Origin of the sequence: Thermalbibacter longus (assembly GCF_023806485.1) — a bacterium.
Lineage (GTDB): Bacteria > Chloroflexota > Chloroflexia > Thermomicrobiales > Thermomicrobiaceae > Thermalbibacter > Thermalbibacter longus.
This window is the reverse complement of record NZ_JAMSLR010000010.1, coordinates 56,954-75,295: the sequence shown is the minus strand read 5'-3', so window position 1 is coordinate 75,295 and position 18,342 is coordinate 56,954. Positions and strand designations below refer to the sequence as shown.

Genomic DNA, 18,342 nt, shown 5'->3' with positions numbered 1-18,342 from the left:
TCCGAGTTCAGCCGCTGGCGAATGAGTTTCCTGAGCCATAGACGCTCCGCCGGAGCGCCTCGGCTGCCTCCGGCCCGATCCCGCGCAGCGTAAGACCTGCCGCCTGCGCCATCACGACCATCCGGCAAAGAAACTCGAGCGTTTCCATCCGGCGGAAGGCCGTCAGAGACGAGTCACCAACCGTTACCGCCCCGTGGTTGGTCATGATCACGACGTACCGGTCTTCGCCCAGCGCCTCGGCCACGGCCCGGCCGAGCTCGTCGGTGCCCGGCTGGATGTACGGAACGCGCGCGATTTCACCGAGATAGAGAACGGTCTCTGGGACCAGGTCTGTGGGCAGCTCTAGATCGGAACACGCCACCATCGTGGTGTAGAGAGGCGAGAGGTGAATGACGCACCGCACGTCTGGTCGACGCTGGTAGATGTGGCGATGAAGCTGGATCTCGCTCGACGCTTCTGGCGGCTCACCCGGTCCTCCACGGAGTGGGCAGAGCACGAGATTCTGCGCGTCGAGCTGGTCGAGCGTCGTGCCACGCTCGGTGATCAGGAAATGCGCTTCGCTCCGCCGGACACTGACGTTCCCGGCCGTGCCCCACAGGAATCCACGCCGCCCCGCAAGGCGACCGAGCGCGATAAGATCTTCACGTGGTGCCAGATCGAGCGGCATAGCCGAAGTCCACCCTACAGGCCGCGAGACGAGCTCAGAAGCTGGTCGTGCAGTACCTGTGCCTTACCCGAGCGCCTTGCGAATAAGTTCAGCCACCTGAGCCGGCCGCTCGGCCACCGGTACGCCTGCCGCTTCCAGCGCCGCGATCTTCTCGGCCGCTGTCCCCTGCCCGCCCGATATGATCGCGCCGGCATGACCCATGCGCTTGCCCGGTGGCGCCGTTCGCCCGGCGATAAAGCCGACGACTGGCTTGGTCACGTGCTCCCGGATGTAGCCAGCCGCCGCCTCTTCGTCGGTCCCACCGATCTCGCCGATCAGCACGATCGCTTCAGTCTCCGGGTCTTCCTGAAACATCGCCAGTACATCGATGAACGAGGTGCCGATGATCGGGTCGCCACCGATGCCGACGGCAGTCGACTGCCCGATGCCCGCCTGCGTCAGTGCCCAGACGACCTCGTACGTCAGCGTGCCGCTGCGCGAGACGACACCCACCGGTCCGGGCTGGTGGATATACCCGGGCATGATGCCCACTTTGGCCTGTCCCGGCGTGATCAGTCCCGGGCAATTCGGGCCGATCAACCGGCAGCCGCGCGATTTCACGTACTGATAGACTCTGACCATCTCGAGCGTCGGGATGCCCTCGGTAATGCAGACAACCAGGGGGATGCCGGCATCGACGGCCTCGTAGATGGCGTCGGGGGCGAATGGCGCGGGCACGTAGATGATCGAGACGTTCGGTCGGGTCGCTGCCACTGCGTCGGCCACCGTGTTGAAGACCGGCACGCCGTGGACCTCCCGGCCGGCTGCGCCTGGAGTCACCCCAGCCACGACGTTCGTCCCGTACTCCAGCATCTGCGCGGTGTGGAACGAGCCTTCGCGGCCGGTGATTCCCTGGACCAGCAGACGAGTCTCCCGGTTTACCAATACACTCATGCTCGTGTCTCCCGGCCCTCCGCGGCCTGAACCGCTCGCTGGGCCGCCTCCTCCATCGTGTCGACCACGGTCAGCCCGGCTTCGGCCAGCATGCGCCGGCCTTCCTCCTGCCTGGTTCCCACCAGCCGGATGACGAGCGGTACGCGCACGTCGACCGTCTTAAGCGCTTCCAGCAACCCCTCCGCGACCACGTCCCCGCGGGTGATTCCGCCGAAGATGTTGATCAGAACCGCCTTCACGTTCGGATCGGATAGGACGAGCCGCAGAGCGGTAGCTACCTGCTGGCTGCTGGCCCCGCCACCGACGTCGAGGAAGTTCGCTGGTGCGCCCCCGTACAGTTTCACCGCATCCATGGTCGCCATCGAGAGGCCAGCGCCGTTGACCACGCAGCCGATCGTACCGTCCAGCCTGACGAAGCTGATACCGGCCGCACGCGCTTCCTGCTCCAGCGGGTCCTCCGCCTGCGGGTCGCGCAATGCCTCGTGCTCGGGATGACGAAAGAGCGCGTTGTCGTCGAGCACGATCTTGGAGTCTAGCGCCAGCCATGACCGGTCAGTCGTGAGCGCCAGCGGGTTGATCTCAGCCAGCGACGCGTCGACCGCCATGTAGGCGGTGAAGAGCTGGCGTGCCAGTTTCGCGAACGGCCGGACCAGATCTTGCTCCAACCCTAGCGCGAAGCCCAACCTCCGAGCCTGGTAGTCGTGCAGGCCGAGCAGCGGATCGGCATACTCCCGGACGATCTTCTCGGGGGTCTCGCGCGCGACCTCCTCGATGTCGATACCGCCGGCAGCGCTGGCCATGACCACGACCCGCCGGCTGGCACGATCGAGCACGACGCCCAGGTAGTACTCGCGCGCGATATCGATCGCTGGCGCGACTAGGACTCGATGGACAGGGACCCCGCGGATCGTCATCCCCAGGATCTGCCTGGCTGCTACCTCGGCCTCGTCCGGACCAGCAGCCAGCCGGATACCTCCGGCTTTGCCACGCCCGCCCACATGGACCTGGGCTTTGATCACGACTCGGCTGCCAAAGTCCTGAGCCGCCGCTCGGGCCTCCTCCGGACTTGCGCAGACTATGCCGCGATTCACCGGGATTCCATAGCGGCTGAAGATCTCGGCTGCCTGATATTCATGGATGTTCATCCGGCGCCCCATTCGCTCGATCGCCGCACCGAACACCGCGCCCGATCATAGCACAGCTTCTGCCCAAGCTCCGGAGCAAGCCTCGTCGCCCGCCTGGAGGACCGGCCGCATCCCCACGCCTCTGACTTGTGGCGAGTGTTTAGACGCTCCAGGCAGGTACCCGGAGCGATCACAGGGCCAGCCCACCGGTTCGAAGCAAGCCGAGCAAGGCGGAGATATCGTCGGCGACGATATGCTCATCGCGCGGGCGGAAAGGCACCTGATCGCGGATACGGTCGTACAGCGTCCGGAGCTCACTGCCGGCAGGTGGTACGCGTCCGGCGAGGTCGCACGCCTGGGCAGCACAGAGCGCCTCGACGGCTACGATGGTTTCGACGTTCGTCACAACCTGCCGGAATGTCCGCGCCGCCGTCGCTCCCATGCTGTTGTAGTCCTCCACGTTCGCCGACGTTGGGATCGAGTCGACGCTGCTCGGGTGAGCCAGCACCCGGTTCTCGGCCACCAGTGAAGCGGTGAGGTAGTGCGCGATCATTACCCCGCTATTCAGTCCGGGCTCGGCGACCAGGAAGGGCGGCAGTCCGTAGTCCTGTCCATCGACGAGGAGCGCGACTCGACGCTCGATCATGGCACCGAGCGATGCCACCGCGATCTTCGCGGCGTCACAGCCCAGTGCCAGCGGATGACCGTGGAAGTTGCCGCCAGAAACGATCTCGGCAGATTCGACGCCGTCCTCGATGAAGATCAGGGGGTTGTCGGTCGCGGCGTTCAGTTCGGTCTCGAGGGTACCCCGTAGCGGTCTCAGCGCGTCCATGACAGCACCATAGACCTGTGGGATGCACCGGATCGAATAGGGATCCTGGACTCGCCCGCTCGCTCGTTCGGGCTCGGGCACCTGGTCGAGGAGCGCGCGGATGCGGGCCGCAACGGCGCGCTGACCGGGATACGGGCGCACCCGGTGCAGCCGAGGGTCGAAAGGCGAGCGCCGGGCACCGAGGGCACAGGCTGAGAGGCCCGCCACGCCGATGGCGGACTCGAGCAGGCGCTCGGCATCGAGGAGCGCCAGTGTGGCCAACGCAGCCATGATCTGAGTTCCGTTGATGAGCGCGACCGCTTCCTTCGGTTCCAGTTGCAGAGGCGGAATCCCCCTCGCCTCCAACGCTTCACCTGCCTCGACGATCGTTCCATCCATTTCCACCCGCCCGAGGCCGACCAGTGGCAGAGCCAGGTGGGCGAGAGGTGCCAGATCCCCGCTTGCGCCGAGCGAGCCCTGGCTCGGCACCACGGGATGGATACGGGCATTGAGCAGCGCCAGCAGCGTTTCGATAACGACCGGACGTACCCCGGAATACCCGGAAGCCAGAGCATTGGCGCGTAGCAGGAGAGCAGCCCGCACGACTTCCGTCGCCAACGGCTCGCCCGCGCCAGCGGCGTGGCTGCGCAGCACGTTGAGTTGGAGCGCACGCGTCTGCTCCGGCGCGATCAGACGATCCGAGAGAGAGCCTACGCCGGTCGTCACGCCGTACTCGGGCCTGCCCGACTGGGCTATGTGGACAACAGCCGCACGCGAGGCCTCGACCTGTTGCCGAGCAGTCTCAGCGAGGCGAGCAAGGGCACCGTGCCGCGCTACCCTCTCGACATCCTCCAGGCGGAGCGTTGCCCCATCGACCAGGACAACGCCTGAAGTGCTGGTCTCGCTATCACCCGTTGGTCGATCCCTCGGCGGCATGCTGCCCTCGTTTCGTCTCCTGGAGCTCGCCCGGCCCGGCTCTCGACGAGATTGGCCCCAGATCGGTTCTGCACTTCTGGTACTATACCGTGGTATACAGAAACATAACGCGCTCCTCGGGTCGCCTGGCGACCGTGTCGATCGCAGATGCAGGGAGGTGGAGGAAAGGAGTGTAACTATGGGGCGGCAAGTACAGAGCTTTCTCGCGGGGTTCGTCGGAGGTGCGCTGGTCGGAGCCGCGAGTGCCCTTCTCCTGACTCCGCGCTCGGGTCACGAGGTGCGCCAGCAACTGCGAGAGCGGAGCAAGGCGCTGCAAGAGCAGGCACAGACTGTAGCTGGAGAAGTCCGAGTCCGCTCTCAAGACGTCCTCACCCGGGGCAAGGAACTGATCGAGAGCGCCGCTGAGGCAGCCGGTCAGCGTGTCCAGGAACTCGGGAGTCGCGCCCGCCCGGGTCAGCCGGCAGCGGAACCACCGCAGCCGGCAATGACGCTCCCGACTTCGGATCAGCCCTCGGCGAGCGCACCTGGTCACTGAGACAGGAACCCTCCGAGCTTTGCGCTACGCTCAACGCCAGGAAGGGTGCTCAGGTAGCTCCGGTACCGCAGCGGCATCGTAACTGACACCCTGCCTGGCGTGAGACACTGTCTGCCGAGGCAGGCTCGCTGTCAAGGGACTGGAGAGCTGGGAACGATGCTCAGCCGCATCCGCACCGCGTTCAAGTTTCTCGCCTGGGGCCTACTGCTCGGTCTGCTCTTCGCACCGAGGAGCGGCTCGGAGACGAGGCGCCGGGTCGTACACTGGGTGACACGTCGACTGGAGACGACATTCGGCCGCGTCCTCCACGTCACGGAGGGCGGCACATCGATCCAGCGATAGGCGTCACCGATCGAACCAGTTGTATTGCTCCCGCCGGTGAACGGGAGGCTGGTACCTCCCGGTACCGGCGGGTCCGCAACGTGGAGGACCCGTCAGCGAGAGCCGGGGCAACCGGTTAACGACGAAAGGCATACGGAATGATCCCGATCGGTGACGACAACAGCGGTCGTCAATCATTTCCGTTCGTCAATATCGTGCTGATCCTGATCAACATCGTGGCCTTCGTGTACCAGCTCTCACTGCTCGCGACCTCACCGCAGGCCCTCGAGCGCTTCGTCGCAGCATACGGCGCTGTCCCCGCCGAGCTGACCACGGGAACCGACCTCCCACCGCAGATCGGTATCCCGGTCTATCTGACCATCTTCACCTCGATGTTTCTTCACGGCGGCTTTCTTCACATCCTCGGCAACATGTGGTACCTCTGGATCTTCGGCGACAACGTCGAGGATACGATGGGTCACTTCCGGTACCTGATCTTCTACCTTCTCGGTGGGATCGCCGCCGCCGTCGCGCAGACAGTGACGGCCCCGTCGAGCGAAATACCGATGGTCGGCGCCAGCGGGGCGATCTCGGCAGTCATGGGCGCCTACCTCGTGCTCTTTCCCGGCGGCCAGGTGCGAACACTCGCCTTCCTGGGCTGGATCCCGCTGATCTTCTATCTCCCAGCGCTGATCCTGATCGGCCTCTGGTTTGTCTTCCAGTTCTTCGCCGGCATCGCCTCGCTCGGCGTCGAGACCGCCCCGACCGGCGGCGTCGCTTACTGGGCGCATATCGGCGGATTCATCGCCGGGATGCTTCTGGTTTGGTTCTTCCGTAACCCCGAGCGAGTCGAACGCCAGCGGGCTGCGCGCCGCGCCCATCGAGCCTTCCAGCGCGCCGCTTCTCGCTGGTGAGCCGGGGTGCCATATTCCAGATACCGGCCGGCCGCTCCCCAGGCACCGAGCTCGCCGCGCTCCCACGCCAGCAGCCGGGCCTTGAGCGCGATACCGCCGCCGTAGCCGGTGAGGCCACCGTCCGAGCCGATGACCCGGTGGCAGGGGATCACCAGCGGCAGCGGGTTCGCGCCGTTGGCGGCACTGACGGCTCGTGTGGCCGCCGGCCGCCCGATGGCCCGGGCGATCCCGGCATACGTCCGGGTCTCACCGAAGGGGATCGCCGCGACCGCCTGCCAGACCTGTAGCTGGAACGGCGTGCCGACCGGATCGAGCGCGAGCACGAACTCCCGGCGCTGGCCGGCGAAGTACTCCTCCAGTTGCGCCATCGCCTCGCGTAGCGGGCCGGGGTCGTCGACGAAGGTGACGACGCACGCACTCAAGCGGGCCAGCCGGCGCCGGAGCTGGCCCTCCGCGTCCCCCAGGGGCTCGCCTGGCAACGTGATCGCGAGCAGACCGCGCGGCGCACTGTAGAGCCAGAGGGTACCAATCGGCGTTCGGAGTGCGCCACGCGCCACGACGACCTCGCCGCCGCCCTCGCCCCGCTGAGCCGCCGGCCCGGCATCGCCTTGTCCCTCGGACGTTCGTGACGATATGGTGCCTCGCATCGGGTCGCGCTCCCTCGCTCTTCCACCGCCTCCGCACCACGCTCGCCGTGAGGCTCCTCAGAGCTCACCGGCAGCGGCCGGACGCTGGTCCGCGCCTAGCCTGACCCGGACAAATCCACGATTCCGCTCAGTAGTCGGAGCAGCAGCTCGACGGTTGCCGCGGGAGGCGCATCCGGCGGTGCCAGCGCGTCGAAGGTCGCGAACGACGTCAGCGCCATCGAGGCGCGCACCGCCTGATCGGGAGAGACCCCGGGGCGCAGCATACCTGCCGCCGCCAGGCGCTGGACCAGACGTGCCCAGGTCGCCTCCCGGCGCTGCTCCCGCTCCATGACCACCGAGGCCGTCTCGGGGTCAACTGCGGCCAGCCCCACCAGTCGGCGCAGCAGCTCGCGGTCCGACGACCAGAGGCGACAGCTCGCCTCGACCGCTCGGGCGATAGCCTCGCGCAGGTCGGGGAACTCGGCCGCCTCCATGAGTCGCCAGACCTCGCCCTTGGTCGCCACGGCGTCGAAGATCGCCTCGAGCAAGCCGAGCTTGGACCCGAAGTGATTATAGACCGTCTTGCGCGTCACACCGGCCTTGCGTGCTACCTCCTCGAGGCTAAGCCCGTGGAAGCCCCGGCTGACCAGCAGCTCGTGTGCTGCCTCGACCAGGAGCTCCCGGCGCCGTGCCACTGCCCTGGCGCGCTCGGTCTCGCATGCCGTACGGTTTGACATGGCCACTCGTCTCGTTATACAATGTGTGTAATTTGTTGCTCGTCACGCCGCATCCCGGCAGCTCAGAGAGGAGACACCAGTGTCCGAGCTAAGCTCCATTATCCGCGCTGCGTTCGGCCGCGGCCAGGTTCCGGAGATCTCGGTCGACGAGGTTGCCGGCCGGCTCGGGCAGGGCGACCTGTACGTGTTCGACGTCAACCCGCGGGAGCGGTGGGCCAGGGGACACGTCCCCGGAGCCCTGAACCTCGACCCTGCCGACTTCACGATCGCCGACCTGCCCGAGGACCGGACCGCCACGCTGGTCTTCTACTGCTCCGATCCGCGCTGCGGCGCCAGTCGATTCGCCGCCCGGCGCGCCCAGCAGATGGGCTACGCCAGCGTGTTCGTCATGCGGGCAGGGATCCGTGGCTGGCAGGAGGCCAGCAAGCCCGTCGAGCGCGGGTAGATGTCTGTCGCTCCGTCTCCTGGGCACGAGCGAGGGGACGGCCCGGGAGACGCTCAGTGGTGATGGTGGCCGTGGTGGTCGTGCGGCAGGTGCTCCGGGGCCGTGCGGACGGCCAGCCAGCTCGCGAATCCGGTGGTCAGCGGCACCGCACTGATCAGTCCCAGGCTGCCGACGAGCGTGCGCACGACCTCCTCGGTCACGACTTCGCGATTCACAACTTGGAGCAGTGGCTGGTCGAGCTGGGTGAAGAGCAGCAGAAGCGGCAGCGCCGCCCCAGCGTAGGCGAGTACGAGAGTGTTGACCGTCGCGGCGATGTGATCCCGGCCCACACGCACGCCGCTGGCGAACAGCTCCCAGCCGGTCAGCAGCGGATTGGCCCGCCGTAGCTCGAAGACCAGCGAGCTCTGGCTCACGGTGATGTCGTCGAGCACGCCCAGCGCGCCGATGATCATCCCGGCCAGCAGCAGTCCCTGCGGGTTGATCGCTTGACCCCCGACGACAACCTGGAGAAACGCGGCTTCCTCCGACGCGAGTCCGGTCAACGACGCCGCCTGCACGAAGAGCGCCGCTAGTAGCCCAGTCAGGATCAAGCTGACTGAAGTGCCAGCTACGGCCGCAGCGGTCAACTTGCCCACCCCATGCGTCAGCAGCATGGTGACGGTGAAGATGGCGAACGAGGCGACGATCGCCGTCGCAACCGGGTTGGCCCCTGCCAGAATGCGCGGCACCAGAACCCAGATGAGCACGATGAATGTCATGGCCAGGCTCGCCAGCGCGCGCAGCCCCTTCCACCGGCCCAATAGCAGGATCGCGACCACGAAGAGGAACGCCAGTACCAGTAGCGGCGTGCTGCGGTCACGGTCGATGATGAAGAAGACTTCCTGGCCGTCAGGGCCGACCGTGCGCGATAGGTAGACCCGGTCGCCCGGCTCGTAGCGCACCCCGGCGGTGTTCAGATCCCGCACCCCGACCGAGACCTCGACCTCAGCGCCCGCACGCTCGCCGCTGGTGACCCGCACCAGCAAGCGCTGGAACGGCTGCGTCACTGGCCCGACCGTCGTCATGCCCTCCTCGAGGATGGCGACCACCTCACCGGTCTCATAGCTGGCCGTCCCCTGGACTGGCTGTTCCGCCTGAGCGAGGGCCTGCGGCGCCGCGAGCGCCCAGGCCACGATCACGAGCACGATCGTCAGGATCACCGTCCACATCTCTACCCCGCGAGCCACCCTGCTCCCTCCGCACTGACTGCAGCCCACCGCGCCACGCCATCTCTCACCATACCAGGAAGGCATCTGAGCGCGGGTATCGTCCGGTATGCTAGAGTCCCAGCGGAGCGAACCGTCCACGAAGGCAGCGGGAGGGTGTGCGATGATTCACGTTCGCCGGTGTTGGCCGCCTGTCAGCACCTTCTCGATCGTCGCCCGTGACCCGGTCACCGGCGATCTAGGGGTCGCAGTCCAATCGAAGTTCCTGGCGGTCGGCGCGGTCGTGCCTTGGGCGCGAGCCGGCGTCGGCGCCGTGGCAACCCAAGCGTGGGCCAACGTGACCTACGGCCCCCGCGGGCTGGAGTTCCTTGCGGCTGGGTATTCGGCCGACGAGGTGGTGGCCCGGCTCACCGGCGAGGACCCCGGGCGAGCCGAGCGCCAGGTCGGGATCGTAGATAGCCAGGGCCGGGCGGCAACCTTCACCGGAGAGCGATGTATCCCCTGGGCCGGCAGTGTCGTGGGCGAAGGGTTCTGCTGCCAAGGCAATATCCTGGTCGGGCCGGAGGTAGTACAGGCGATGGCGGATGCTTACCGCTCGACGACCGGCACCTTCGCCCACCGGCTGGTGACTGCGCTGGAAGCCGGCCAGGCCGCCGGCGGCGACTCGCGAGGTCAGCAGTCGGCCGCTATCCTGATCGTGCGGGAAGGTGGGGGCTACGGCGGCGGGAACGACCGCTATATCGATCTGCGCGTCGACGACCATCCGCAGCCCATCGCCGAACTGCGCCGGCTGGTCATGCTGCACCGGGTCTACTTCCAGCTCGACGAGGCCGATCTCGTGCCGCTCGACCCACCGCTGCTGCGCCGTATCGGAGAGCAACTTCACCGGCTCGGTTACCTGGCCGGCTCGCAAGCGGGCACTCAGGCCACATTAGCGGCGCTGGAGAGATTCGCCAGCGTTGAGAACCTGGAAGCCCGCTTCCGCACCGACGGTCAGGTCGACACCGTGCTACTCGAGTTCCTGGAGGCCCGCAGCCAGGGTCGCGCACCCGACTTCAGCCTGTAGCACCTACTCGTAGCGCAATGCCTCGACGATCGAGACGCGCGAGGCCTGGCGTGCCGGCACGTACGCCATCAGCAGGGCCACAGCGAGCGCCAGCCCGGCGAAGAACGCGATCTGGCCCCAGGGGATGATCAGCGATTCGAATTGGAACGACTCGTTGAAGTCCTCGCTGAAGAGGACGAGGCGCGAGAGCAGTAGCCCGAGCACCAGCCCCGAGAGCACGCCGAGCGCGGTGACGATCGTCGATTCCAGCAGGAAGCTGGCCGCGACCATCGACTGGCGATAGCCGATGGCTCGCAGCGTACCGATTTGGTGCCTCCGCTCGACCACCGCCCGGAACGACACGACCCCGAGCGCCGCGATACCGACCACCAGCCCCAGCGCCATGAAGCCCTGGATCAGCCGGATGAAGCCGCGGGCGATGCTCGTCTGCTCGGCGATCTCATCGGCAATGACGGTCCCCTGCACCCCGTAGGGGATCAGCCCGGCCTCGATCTGCCGGCTCAGCGCTTGCGCGTCGGCACCGGGAGCGACATCGATGTAGTACGTGATGCTGGCCGGCTCGGGGAACAGTTCCTGGAACGCCCGCTCGCTCACATAGATGCCGAAGAGCATCGATGCCTGCGGATCGATCACCCCGATGACCGTAAGCTGCCTGACCCGGTTGTCGAGCGGGCTCCGGATCTCGATTTGAACAGGTTGCATCGTCGATCCCTGGCGCTCGACTCCCTCGATGGTGAATCGCACCGGCCCGCCGCCGAAGCCCCCGGACTGGAGCGTGTTGGCGTCCACGATAGCGAGGGTCGGATCGTCGCTCACGGCCTCCCACACAGCCCTGTCGCTGTCGTAGCCGCTTGCCCGAAGCTGGAGCGGCGCGTCGCTCGCCTGGGCAAACGCGCGGTCGATCCCGCTCACCGGGTAGTTCGACCACTCGCTGTCGCCGGGCTGGCGAGCCTGCGCCTGGAACGGCCCCATCTGGAGCACTCGGCCCACCGCCGTGATGCCACCGGTGTCGATCCCGGCATCCGCGAGCGCCTGGCGAAAGTCGGGGATCGGATTCGTCGGAGGCTTGCTGGCGGCGATCTCCCAGCCGGCTCCGGCCCGGTCGCTCGCGAAGAGCGCCATGAAGTTGGCATTGATGGTCGACATCACCACCAGCGAGAAGATGATCAGGCTGAACATCGCGATGGTGAGGCCCGTGCGGCCACGGCTGGCGAGCGGGTACGCGACCGCGATCTTGACCGCCGGTAACCAGCTCCGGAAGGAACGGCCGAAGGCACCCACCAGCAGCGTGAGCACATCGGCGTTCCAGACGATCAACACGGTCGAGGCCGCAACCATCATAACGCCGGAGAGGAAGAACATCTCGATGTCCCCCTCCATGCGGCCGAAGAGGCGGTTATGGAGCGAGTCGGGCAAGAGCCAGTAGGCGAGTACGAGCGCTGAGGCCAGGCTGTAGAGGGGCCGGGGTGGGACACCGAAGCGGCGCAAGATCGCTGCCAGGCTCAACGGCAACAGCGACATTCCGAAGGCGAACAGGAAGAGTTGATCGGCCGTTTTGCCGCCCCAGAGCATGAGGCCGCCCAACAGCAGGCCCAGTACTCCGAAGACCAGCCAGCGTCGCCCGGCACGGGGCAGCGATGGCTCGGGCAGATCCCGCACGGCCGATACGATGTTCAGCCGGCTGACCCGCCAGGCCGCCACGGCCACGGTCAGGAACGTCACGACGACGCCGAGCGTGTAGGCCACGACGAGGTCACGGGGGCGCCAGGCCGGCTCGATGGCCAGGAACTCGCCGATGAGCTGCGCCATGATGCCAGCAATGCCGAAGGCCACCAGGACGCCTAGCACCGCTCCGACCAGGGCTGCGATCAGGTTGTAGCCTAACCCCTCCAGCAGAAAGACGGCGACCAGGTGACGGCGCTTCATTCCCAACGCCCGCAGCGTGCCCATCTCTGGCTTGCGCTCAGCGGCCAGCAGGGCAAAGATCAGGAAGATGAGGAGCAGTCCAGCCGCGACCGAGAACAGCCCGAAGATCAAGAAGAAGCTGGCGAACGACTCGCCGGCCTGCTCCGCCTGCTCGACCGATCGCTGCTTAACCGGGATAGCGCGGTACGGCGTGCCCTCGAGCGCCCGGTTCAGCCGCGCGGTCACGTCGTCGGAGTGCTGAAGCCCTCCCCGCGCGTCGCCCCGGTTGCTGACGGCGATGAAGCTGACCTCGCCTGGACGCCCCAGTAACTCCTGCGCCCGCGCGAGCGGCATAGCGAGTCCACTCTCACCGCCGGTCGACAGCGTGCCGGTCAACACCCAGTCCGGGGCGATGGCAGCCACGTTGACGTCGACCGTCGCGCTCTCGACGTAGAGAGTCAACCGGTCACCCACCTGGGCATCCAGTTGCTGCGCCGTGCTCTCGCCGAGCACGACCCCGTCCTGCGGTAGTCCCGCTAGGTCGATCGGCTGTCCATCGACGTCGCGGAGGCTGCCGATAGACTCGATCGACGTTGGATCGAGCCCGATCAGGTTGACGACCGGCTCGCTCAGCCCGGTTCGCGGGTTGAGCGCTGGCACCGGCTGCCACAGGGCTGGTATGACCGCGTCGATCAGCGGCTCTTCGTCGGCCACCTGGCGGATCGTAGCTGTGACGTCCTCTGGGAACGTCACGCCGGGGGATGGACCAGCGAACTCACTCTCGCCGCCAGAGGGCACCACCAGCTCATCCACGTCGCCGCTCAGGCGATAGACGTCCGAAGTGATGCTGCGGTTCAGGGTGGTGCCAGTGGTCAGAGCGGCGGCAAAGATGAGCGTGCTCAGCATCAAACCAACGATCACGAGCGCAGTCTGCACTCGCCGGCGCGGGATGTTACGCATGCCGATGCGGGCCAGAATCGGCCGGCGCACCCATATTGCTCCCGAGATTGCGAGGCAGAAGAAAAAGGCGACAGCCAGCACAGTCGCCAGGCTGGACATCGGTATGCCGAAGACCTCGTTCACGGTGACTGTCCCTCCTGGCCTACTCTGCTAGCGCGTGGCCATCGTCGACGATCAGCCCATCCTGCATTCGAATCACCCGGTCGCAGGCGGCTCCGATCCGCGGATCGTGCGTGACGATCACGAATGTCTGGCGGTTGCGATGATTGAGCTCGCGCATCAAGGCCAGCACCTCTTCGGCGTTTTGCGTGTCGAGGTTGCCCGTCGGTTCGTCGGCCCACACGATTTCCGGCTGGTTCGCTAGGGCCCGCGCGATGGCGACGCGCTGTTGCTGGCCGCCGGAGAGCTCGGCCGGCTTGTGCCCGGCTCGATCGGTCAGCCCTACCTGGTCCAGTGCCTCCATCGCCCGCCGGCGCGCCTCAGCCGGTTTGACCCCGGCTATCAGCAACGGTAGCTCGACGTTCTCGACCGCGGTCAGGACGGGGATCAGGTTGAAGAGCTGGAAGATGAATCCCATGTGCCGAGAACGAAACTCGCTGCGCTCGTTGTCCGAGAGCCTGGCCAGCTCTCGGCCAGCGATCAGAATTGTTCCAGCGTCGACCGTATCGAGCCCGGAGAGACAGTTGAGCAACGTCGTCTTGCCGCTGCCCGAGGGCCCCATCACCGCGACCATCTCGCCGCGCCGCACCTGCAGATCGATGCCGCGCAACGCTGGCACCCGAATCTTGCCCGTGTCGTACGTCTTCACGACTCCGACGGCCTGGATGATCAGGTCGTGCTCCGTGGCCTCGAGTAGCGACGTCGAGGACCGCTGCTCACCAGCAGTCCCCGCTGCCTCTCTCCTTCTGCCCAGCCGACGAAATGGCTCGTTCTGAAGGCGGTCAGATGGCTCTCTCACCATCTCGCTCCTTTCCGTTCAGCCGATGACGTTGCTGTTGACACCGCTTCCGCCGATCGCGCCTCATAACTCCTCGTCCGCCGTCACGACGCTACACCCGGCGTCCGTCTCCAGCTCGGTCCGGACGAGAGTGGCGAGCACCTCGTCGACCCAGGCGATCGTCTCCCGCGCGTCAGCGATGCCGCGGCGCAAGACTAGGCGGCGGAACAGCGCTCGTGGGTCAGACCCGATCCTGGCCTCGATCTCGTCGAACCGAGCGAGGTCGGCCTGCGCGCGCTGGCGGAGCTCCTGGAGCTGCTCGAGCAGGATCTCCCGTGGCACGAGGTCGCCGAAAAAGATGACCAGGGTCGCTGGGCTACGGATATCGTCCGGCGGCAGCGGCCGGCGGGTCAGCCAGGCTCTGAGGGCCGACTCGCCGGATGGGGTTATGCGGTACAGACGCTTGTCTGGCAGCGACTCCTGCTCCACCTCGCGAGCGGTCACGTAACCGAGCTGCTCCAGCCTGCGCAGGGCTCGGTACACCTGGCTGCGCGATGGGCTCCAGTAGAAGTAGCGCAGGCTCTGATCCGCGACCTTCTTCAGCTCGTAGCCGCTACGTTCTCCGAGCACGGCCAGCAGGCCGAGCAGGGCATAGCCGTTATCGGACAGTGATCGATTCCGGTCGCCACTCATGCGCAGTGCTCGATGCGCTCGGACCTACCGTACATGAGCGCGTCCACTCTGCTGCATCGCCGGTTCGCGCCGCTCTTCTGTTGTGTCACCGAATTACCTCCGATGCGACTATCTCCAACGCACATATCGATCAAAGATAGCAGGCTACTCGCCCGGTGGCAAGCCCGGGAAATCTGAGGCGTTGCGGCACGGCACCTGCTGAACAGACCCGAATCTCCACACAGCCCTGCGCAGCGCTATCCTGCCGGCCGGGGCAGGTCGAGACGCCGGGCCGGCAAGGCGCGCACCTCGTGCTCGGCTCCCCACCCCGAGTGTCGAAGGCGCCGGGCCAACGGAGAGGGACGGCGAGAAAGACCTGAACGCCCTACGCCATGGATGCCAGGGCCGAGACGAAGTGGTCGATCTGTTCCCGGGTGTTCTGCTCGGTCGCGCAGACTAGCATGAGGTCGCTCAGCCGCGGGTCGACCTGGTTGAGCGGGTAACCGCCGATAATGCCCTCGTCGAGCAACCGGCGGTTGACCTCCTCGGGCGCAATCGGCGTCCGCACTGCGAACTCGTTGAAGAACGGGCCTGCGCCGACGACCTCCCACCTATCGAGCGCCGCGATCCGCTCGGCGAGATAGTGGGCCTTGTGATAGCACAGCTCCGCGACGCGGCGAAGTCCCTGCTTCCCGAGCGACGAGAGATAAACCGTCGCCGCAAGCGACATCAACCCTTGATTGGTGCAGATGTTGCTCGTTGCCTTCTCGCGCCGGATGTGTTGCTCGCGGGTCTGCAGCACCATCACGAAGCCGCGCTTGCCCTCGCTGTCCTGCGTCATCCCGATCAGGCGACCCGGCAATTGCCGCACGAGTTCGCGCTTGGTCGCTAACAATCCCAGCACCGGGCCACCGAACGACTGGGGTATGCCGAGACTCTGGCCCTCTCCCGTAACGATGTCGGCCCCGAGTTCCCCCGGAGCTTTGAGCAGCCCGAGCGCGATCGGATAGACGGACACCAGCAAGCGTGAGCCGGCCTGGTGAGCCATCTCGGCGAACGCCGCGATGTCCTCGATGCGCCCGAAGAAGTTCGGATACTGCACGACCAGGCAGGCGGTACGCTCGTCGAGATAGGGTGCGACCATCTCCGGCGTCGTGAGCAGCGTCTCGTGCGGCAGCGGCAGCTCTTCGACCGTGACGAGCAGCCCACGGGTGTAGGTCTGCAGCACGGATCGGTAATACGGGTGGACTGTGCCGGCGACCACGATCTTCGTGCGCTGGCGAGGGAGCGAAACCGAAAGGAGCGCCCCCTCCGCCAGCGCGGTGGCACCGTCGTACAGGGACGCGTTCGAGACCTCCATGCCCGTCAGGAGGCAGATTGACGACTGGAACTCGTAGATCGCCTGTAAGGTACCCTGGGCAACCTCGGGCTGGTAAGGCGTATAAGCCGTGTAGAACTCGCCACGCCAGAGAATCTGCTGCACTGTTGCCGGCACGTAGTGATTGTACGAACCTGCACCGAGGAAGGTGGCCGCCGTGCTGGCGTTCACGTTGCGTTCGGCGAGACGGACCAGCTCGCGGTACGCATCGGCCTCGGAGAGGCGCGGCGGAAGGTCGAGCGACGGGAAACGGTGCTCCTCGGGCACCACCTCGAAGAGTTCAGCGACGCTACTGACTCCGATCGCCTCGAGCATCGCCTTGCGGTCTTCAGGCGTATGTGGGCTGAACGTCATCGCTCGCTCTCCCGCTCGTGCTAGTTCTCATGAGCACGTCCAGAGTATTCAACCGTGTCCTACCTCTGGACGCGCTCAGGCACTACGTCCTCTACGCCAGCGGCAGTACCTGCGGCCGGGCGGGTTTATTGCCAGGATCGCCTTTCCGCACCTGATCAACCCAGCACTGCCTAACCGGCCGTCATCGCGCGGCTGCCTCTTCAGCCAGGAACTGCTCGTAGGCAGTGGCATCCATCAGGTTCTCTACCTCGGATGGGTCACTGAGCCGGATCTTGACCAGCCAGGCCTCCCCGTACGGTGACTGGTTCACCTTCTCCGGCGCATCGACCACTCCCTGGTTCGCCTCGATCACTTCACCGCTGACCGGTGAATAGATATCAGACGCGGCCTTGACCGACTCGATGACGCCCATCGGCTCACCCTGCTTGACCTGCGTGCCCGGTTGCGGCAACTCGAGGTAGGTGATATCGCCCAACTCGGACTGGGCGTAGTCAGTAACGCCGACGGTGGCAACATCGCCCTCGATCCTGGCCCACTCGTGCGTGCGCGAATACCGCAGCCCCTGCTCGACCTGTACCATGCTGCTCACGACCTCCTTTTATGTCGACTATCGTGCCCGCTTGTAAAACGGCGTCTTTACCTGCTCGGCCCGCACTGGACGGCCACGTATCACGATGTCCAGCGGCCGGCCGACTCCAGCATACTCTCGAGCGACCAAGGCGAGCCCGATGTTCTCACGCAGCGTCGGAGACGACGTGCCACTGGTCACGAACCCGACCGTCTTGCCATCGACCTGCACCTCGCAGTGCGAGCGTGGCACTCCACCGCGCTCCACCATCTTGAACCCCACGAGCTTGCGGGGAATTCCTTCGCTCCTCTGCCGGAGCAACGCCTCCCGCCCGATGAAGTCGCCCTTGTCGAATTTCACCACCCAGCTCAGGCCGGCCTCCAGTGGCGTAATCTCTGCCGACAGCTCATTGCCGTACAGGGGCAGGCAGGCCTCGAGCCGCAGCGTATCGCGCGCGCCGAGCCCGATCGGCAGCATGCCGTCCGGCGTGCCGGCCTCGAGCAGTCGATCCCAGAGGGCGACCGCATGCTCGATCGGAAAGTACAGCTCGAAGCCGTCCTCCCCGGTATATCCCGTCCGGGCCACCATTGCCGGCACCCCGGCCACGTCGGTCTCGATGGCGTGAAAGTACTCCACCTCCGAGAGATCGGCGCGCGTGAGGCGTTGCAGGATCGCCTCCGCCTGCGGGCCTTGGATCGCGAGCATCCCGGTCCGGTCGGAGACATCGATCACGTCAACCTTGAGGTCTGAGCGTTGCGTCCGCTGCTCGTTGAGCCAGGCGACGTCCTTCTCGGTGTTGGCGGCGTTGACGACCACGAAGTAGCCATCGCCCGCCGGGCGATTGTAGATTAAGATATCGTCGACCACGCCTCCGTTCGGGTAGAGGAGCATCGAGTACTGCGCCTCTCCCGGCCGTAACCGGGCCACATCGTTCGGGGAGACGTACTGCAGGAACTCCAGCGCGTCGGGCCCGCCCACCTCAACCTGACCCATGTGACCTAGATCGAACAGCCCGGCGATCGTGCGGACGGTCTGGTGCTCGACGATGATGCCCTTGTACTGGACGGGCATGTACCAGCCGGCGAATTCGATCATGCGGGCACCGAGCTGCTGGTGCCGCTCCGCAAGCGGGGTCCGCTTCAGTTCCGTCAATCGAGCCCCCTTCCGCCACCATTGCTCGATCAGCCGATTCTAGCCATGCCGATCGGAAGCGGTCAACATTCCTGAACGGGCAATCCCTTGGAGCGG

Annotated in this window: 16 protein-coding genes and 1 pseudogene; 4 read left to right on the top strand and 13 right to left on the bottom strand. The window is 66.2% G+C overall.

Annotated elements, in window-relative coordinates:
* Window positions 1–7: 7 nt before the first annotated feature.
* The 4 genes from NET02_RS13040 to hutH form a co-directional block, all read right to left on the bottom strand.
* Window positions 8–667, bottom strand: a complete 660-nt coding sequence (locus tag NET02_RS13040) for a class II aldolase/adducin family protein (protein WP_284057861.1) — start codon at window positions 665–667, stop codon at window positions 8–10.
* A 63-nt stretch (window positions 668–730) separates the two neighbouring features.
* Window positions 731–1,600 carry a succinate--CoA ligase subunit alpha gene (gene sucD, locus NET02_RS13035; RefSeq protein WP_284057860.1) on the bottom strand — a complete coding sequence of 290 codons (870 nt, stop codon included), beginning with the start codon at window positions 1,598–1,600 and terminating at the stop codon, window positions 731–733.
* The gene (gene sucC, locus NET02_RS13030; RefSeq protein WP_284057859.1) at window positions 1,597–2,745 is read right to left on the bottom strand and encodes an ADP-forming succinate--CoA ligase subunit beta; all 1,149 of its coding nucleotides are present in this window, start codon (window positions 2,743–2,745) and stop codon (window positions 1,597–1,599) included. Before sucC ends, sucD begins: the two co-directional genes overlap by 4 nt.
* Before the next feature lie 169 nt (window positions 2,746–2,914).
* Window positions 2,915–4,471: a histidine ammonia-lyase gene (gene hutH, locus NET02_RS13025; RefSeq protein ID WP_284057858.1), complete on the bottom strand. Its 1,557-nt coding sequence runs from the start codon at window positions 4,469–4,471 to the stop codon at window positions 2,915–2,917.
* A gap of 178 nt (window positions 4,472–4,649) precedes the next feature.
* On the opposite strand from hutH, the gene NET02_RS13020 reads away from it, so the two are divergent.
* Both NET02_RS13020 and NET02_RS13015 read left to right on the top strand, forming a co-directional pair.
* Entirely contained in the window at window positions 4,650–5,006 is a 357-nt protein-coding gene (locus NET02_RS13020; protein WP_284057857.1) for a YtxH domain-containing protein, read from the top strand.
* A gap of 479 nt (window positions 5,007–5,485) precedes the next feature.
* Window positions 5,486–6,241 (top strand): rhomboid family intramembrane serine protease, encoded by a 756-nt coding sequence (locus NET02_RS13015; protein ID WP_284057856.1) that lies wholly within the window; start codon window positions 5,486–5,488, stop codon window positions 6,239–6,241.
* A 68-nt stretch (window positions 6,242–6,309) separates the two neighbouring features.
* On the opposite strand, the pseudogene NET02_RS16700 reads toward NET02_RS13015, so the two are convergent.
* Both NET02_RS16700 and NET02_RS13005 read right to left on the bottom strand, forming a co-directional pair.
* Window positions 6,310–6,888, bottom strand: a pseudogene (locus tag NET02_RS16700) (methylated-DNA--[protein]-cysteine S-methyltransferase); the annotation flags it as partial.
* Between the two features lie 95 nt (window positions 6,889–6,983).
* Entirely contained in the window at window positions 6,984–7,604 is a 621-nt protein-coding gene (locus NET02_RS13005) for a TetR/AcrR family transcriptional regulator (RefSeq protein ID WP_284057855.1), read from the bottom strand.
* Window positions 7,605–7,683: 79 nt separating this feature from the next.
* Here NET02_RS13005 and NET02_RS13000 point away from each other — a divergent pair, with 79 nt between their 5' ends.
* The gene (locus tag NET02_RS13000) at window positions 7,684–8,049 is read left to right on the top strand and encodes a rhodanese-like domain-containing protein (protein WP_284057854.1); all 366 of its coding nucleotides are present in this window, start codon (window positions 7,684–7,686) and stop codon (window positions 8,047–8,049) included.
* 53 nt (window positions 8,050–8,102) lie between these two features.
* Here NET02_RS13000 and NET02_RS12995 read toward each other — a convergent pair whose 3' ends face one another.
* Window positions 8,103–9,275 (bottom strand): YibE/F family protein, encoded by a 1,173-nt coding sequence (locus NET02_RS12995; protein ID WP_284057853.1) that lies wholly within the window; start codon window positions 9,273–9,275, stop codon window positions 8,103–8,105.
* A gap of 142 nt (window positions 9,276–9,417) precedes the next feature.
* Between NET02_RS12995 and NET02_RS12990 the strand changes: the two genes are divergently transcribed.
* Window positions 9,418–10,320: a DUF1028 domain-containing protein gene (locus NET02_RS12990; protein WP_284057852.1), complete on the top strand. Its 903-nt coding sequence runs from the start codon at window positions 9,418–9,420 to the stop codon at window positions 10,318–10,320.
* A gap of 3 nt (window positions 10,321–10,323) precedes the next feature.
* On the opposite strand, the gene NET02_RS12985 is transcribed toward NET02_RS12990, so the two are convergent.
* The 6 genes from NET02_RS12985 to gcvT all read right to left on the bottom strand — a co-directional run bounded on the left by NET02_RS12985 (window position 10,324) and on the right by gcvT (window position 18,246).
* On the bottom strand, window positions 10,324–13,308 hold the full coding sequence (locus NET02_RS12985; protein ID WP_284057851.1) for an ABC transporter permease: 2,985 nt from the start codon (window positions 13,306–13,308) through the stop codon (window positions 10,324–10,326).
* 19 nt (window positions 13,309–13,327) lie between these two features.
* Window positions 13,328–14,017: an ABC transporter ATP-binding protein gene (locus NET02_RS12980; protein ID WP_347711042.1), complete on the bottom strand. Its 690-nt coding sequence runs from the start codon at window positions 14,015–14,017 to the stop codon at window positions 13,328–13,330.
* Between the two features lie 189 nt (window positions 14,018–14,206).
* Window positions 14,207–14,815, bottom strand: a complete 609-nt coding sequence (locus NET02_RS12975) for a PadR family transcriptional regulator (protein WP_284057849.1) — start codon at window positions 14,813–14,815, stop codon at window positions 14,207–14,209.
* A 364-nt stretch (window positions 14,816–15,179) separates the two neighbouring features.
* Window positions 15,180–16,526: an aminomethyl-transferring glycine dehydrogenase subunit GcvPA gene (gene gcvPA, locus NET02_RS12970; protein WP_284057848.1), complete on the bottom strand. Its 1,347-nt coding sequence runs from the start codon at window positions 16,524–16,526 to the stop codon at window positions 15,180–15,182.
* A gap of 181 nt (window positions 16,527–16,707) precedes the next feature.
* Entirely contained in the window at window positions 16,708–17,106 is a 399-nt protein-coding gene (gene gcvH, locus NET02_RS12965) for a glycine cleavage system protein GcvH (RefSeq protein WP_284057847.1), read from the bottom strand.
* Between the two features lie 27 nt (window positions 17,107–17,133).
* Window positions 17,134–18,246 (bottom strand): glycine cleavage system aminomethyltransferase GcvT, encoded by a 1,113-nt coding sequence (gcvT, locus tag NET02_RS12960; protein ID WP_284057846.1) that lies wholly within the window; start codon window positions 18,244–18,246, stop codon window positions 17,134–17,136.
* Window positions 18,247–18,342 lie beyond the last annotated feature (96 nt).

Excerpts from the sequence above, each read along its gene's own strand:
- NET02_RS13040 (WP_284057861.1), bottom strand. The coding sequence starts at position 667 with ATGCCGCTCGATCTGGCACCACGTGAAGATCTTATCGCGCTCGGTCGC.
- sucD (WP_284057860.1), bottom strand. The coding sequence starts at position 1,600 with ATGAGTGTATTGGTAAACCGGGAGACTCGTCTGCTGGTCCAGGGAATC.
- sucC (WP_284057859.1), bottom strand. The coding sequence starts at position 2,745 with ATGAACATCCATGAATATCAGGCAGCCGAGATCTTCAGCCGCTATGGA.
- hutH (WP_284057858.1), bottom strand. The coding sequence starts at position 4,471 with ATGCCGCCGAGGGATCGACCAACGGGTGATAGCGAGACCAGCACTTCA.
- NET02_RS13020 (WP_284057857.1), top strand. The coding sequence starts at position 4,650 with ATGGGGCGGCAAGTACAGAGCTTTCTCGCGGGGTTCGTCGGAGGTGCG.
- NET02_RS13015 (WP_284057856.1), top strand. The coding sequence starts at position 5,486 with ATGATCCCGATCGGTGACGACAACAGCGGTCGTCAATCATTTCCGTTC.
- NET02_RS13005 (WP_284057855.1), bottom strand. The coding sequence starts at position 7,604 with ATGTCAAACCGTACGGCATGCGAGACCGAGCGCGCCAGGGCAGTGGCA.
- NET02_RS12990 (WP_284057852.1), top strand. The coding sequence starts at position 9,418 with ATGATTCACGTTCGCCGGTGTTGGCCGCCTGTCAGCACCTTCTCGATC.
- NET02_RS12975 (WP_284057849.1), bottom strand. The coding sequence starts at position 14,815 with ATGAGTGGCGACCGGAATCGATCACTGTCCGATAACGGCTATGCCCTG.
- gcvPA (WP_284057848.1), bottom strand. The coding sequence starts at position 16,526 with ATGACGTTCAGCCCACATACGCCTGAAGACCGCAAGGCGATGCTCGAG.
- gcvH (WP_284057847.1), bottom strand. The coding sequence starts at position 17,106 with ATGGTACAGGTCGAGCAGGGGCTGCGGTATTCGCGCACGCACGAGTGG.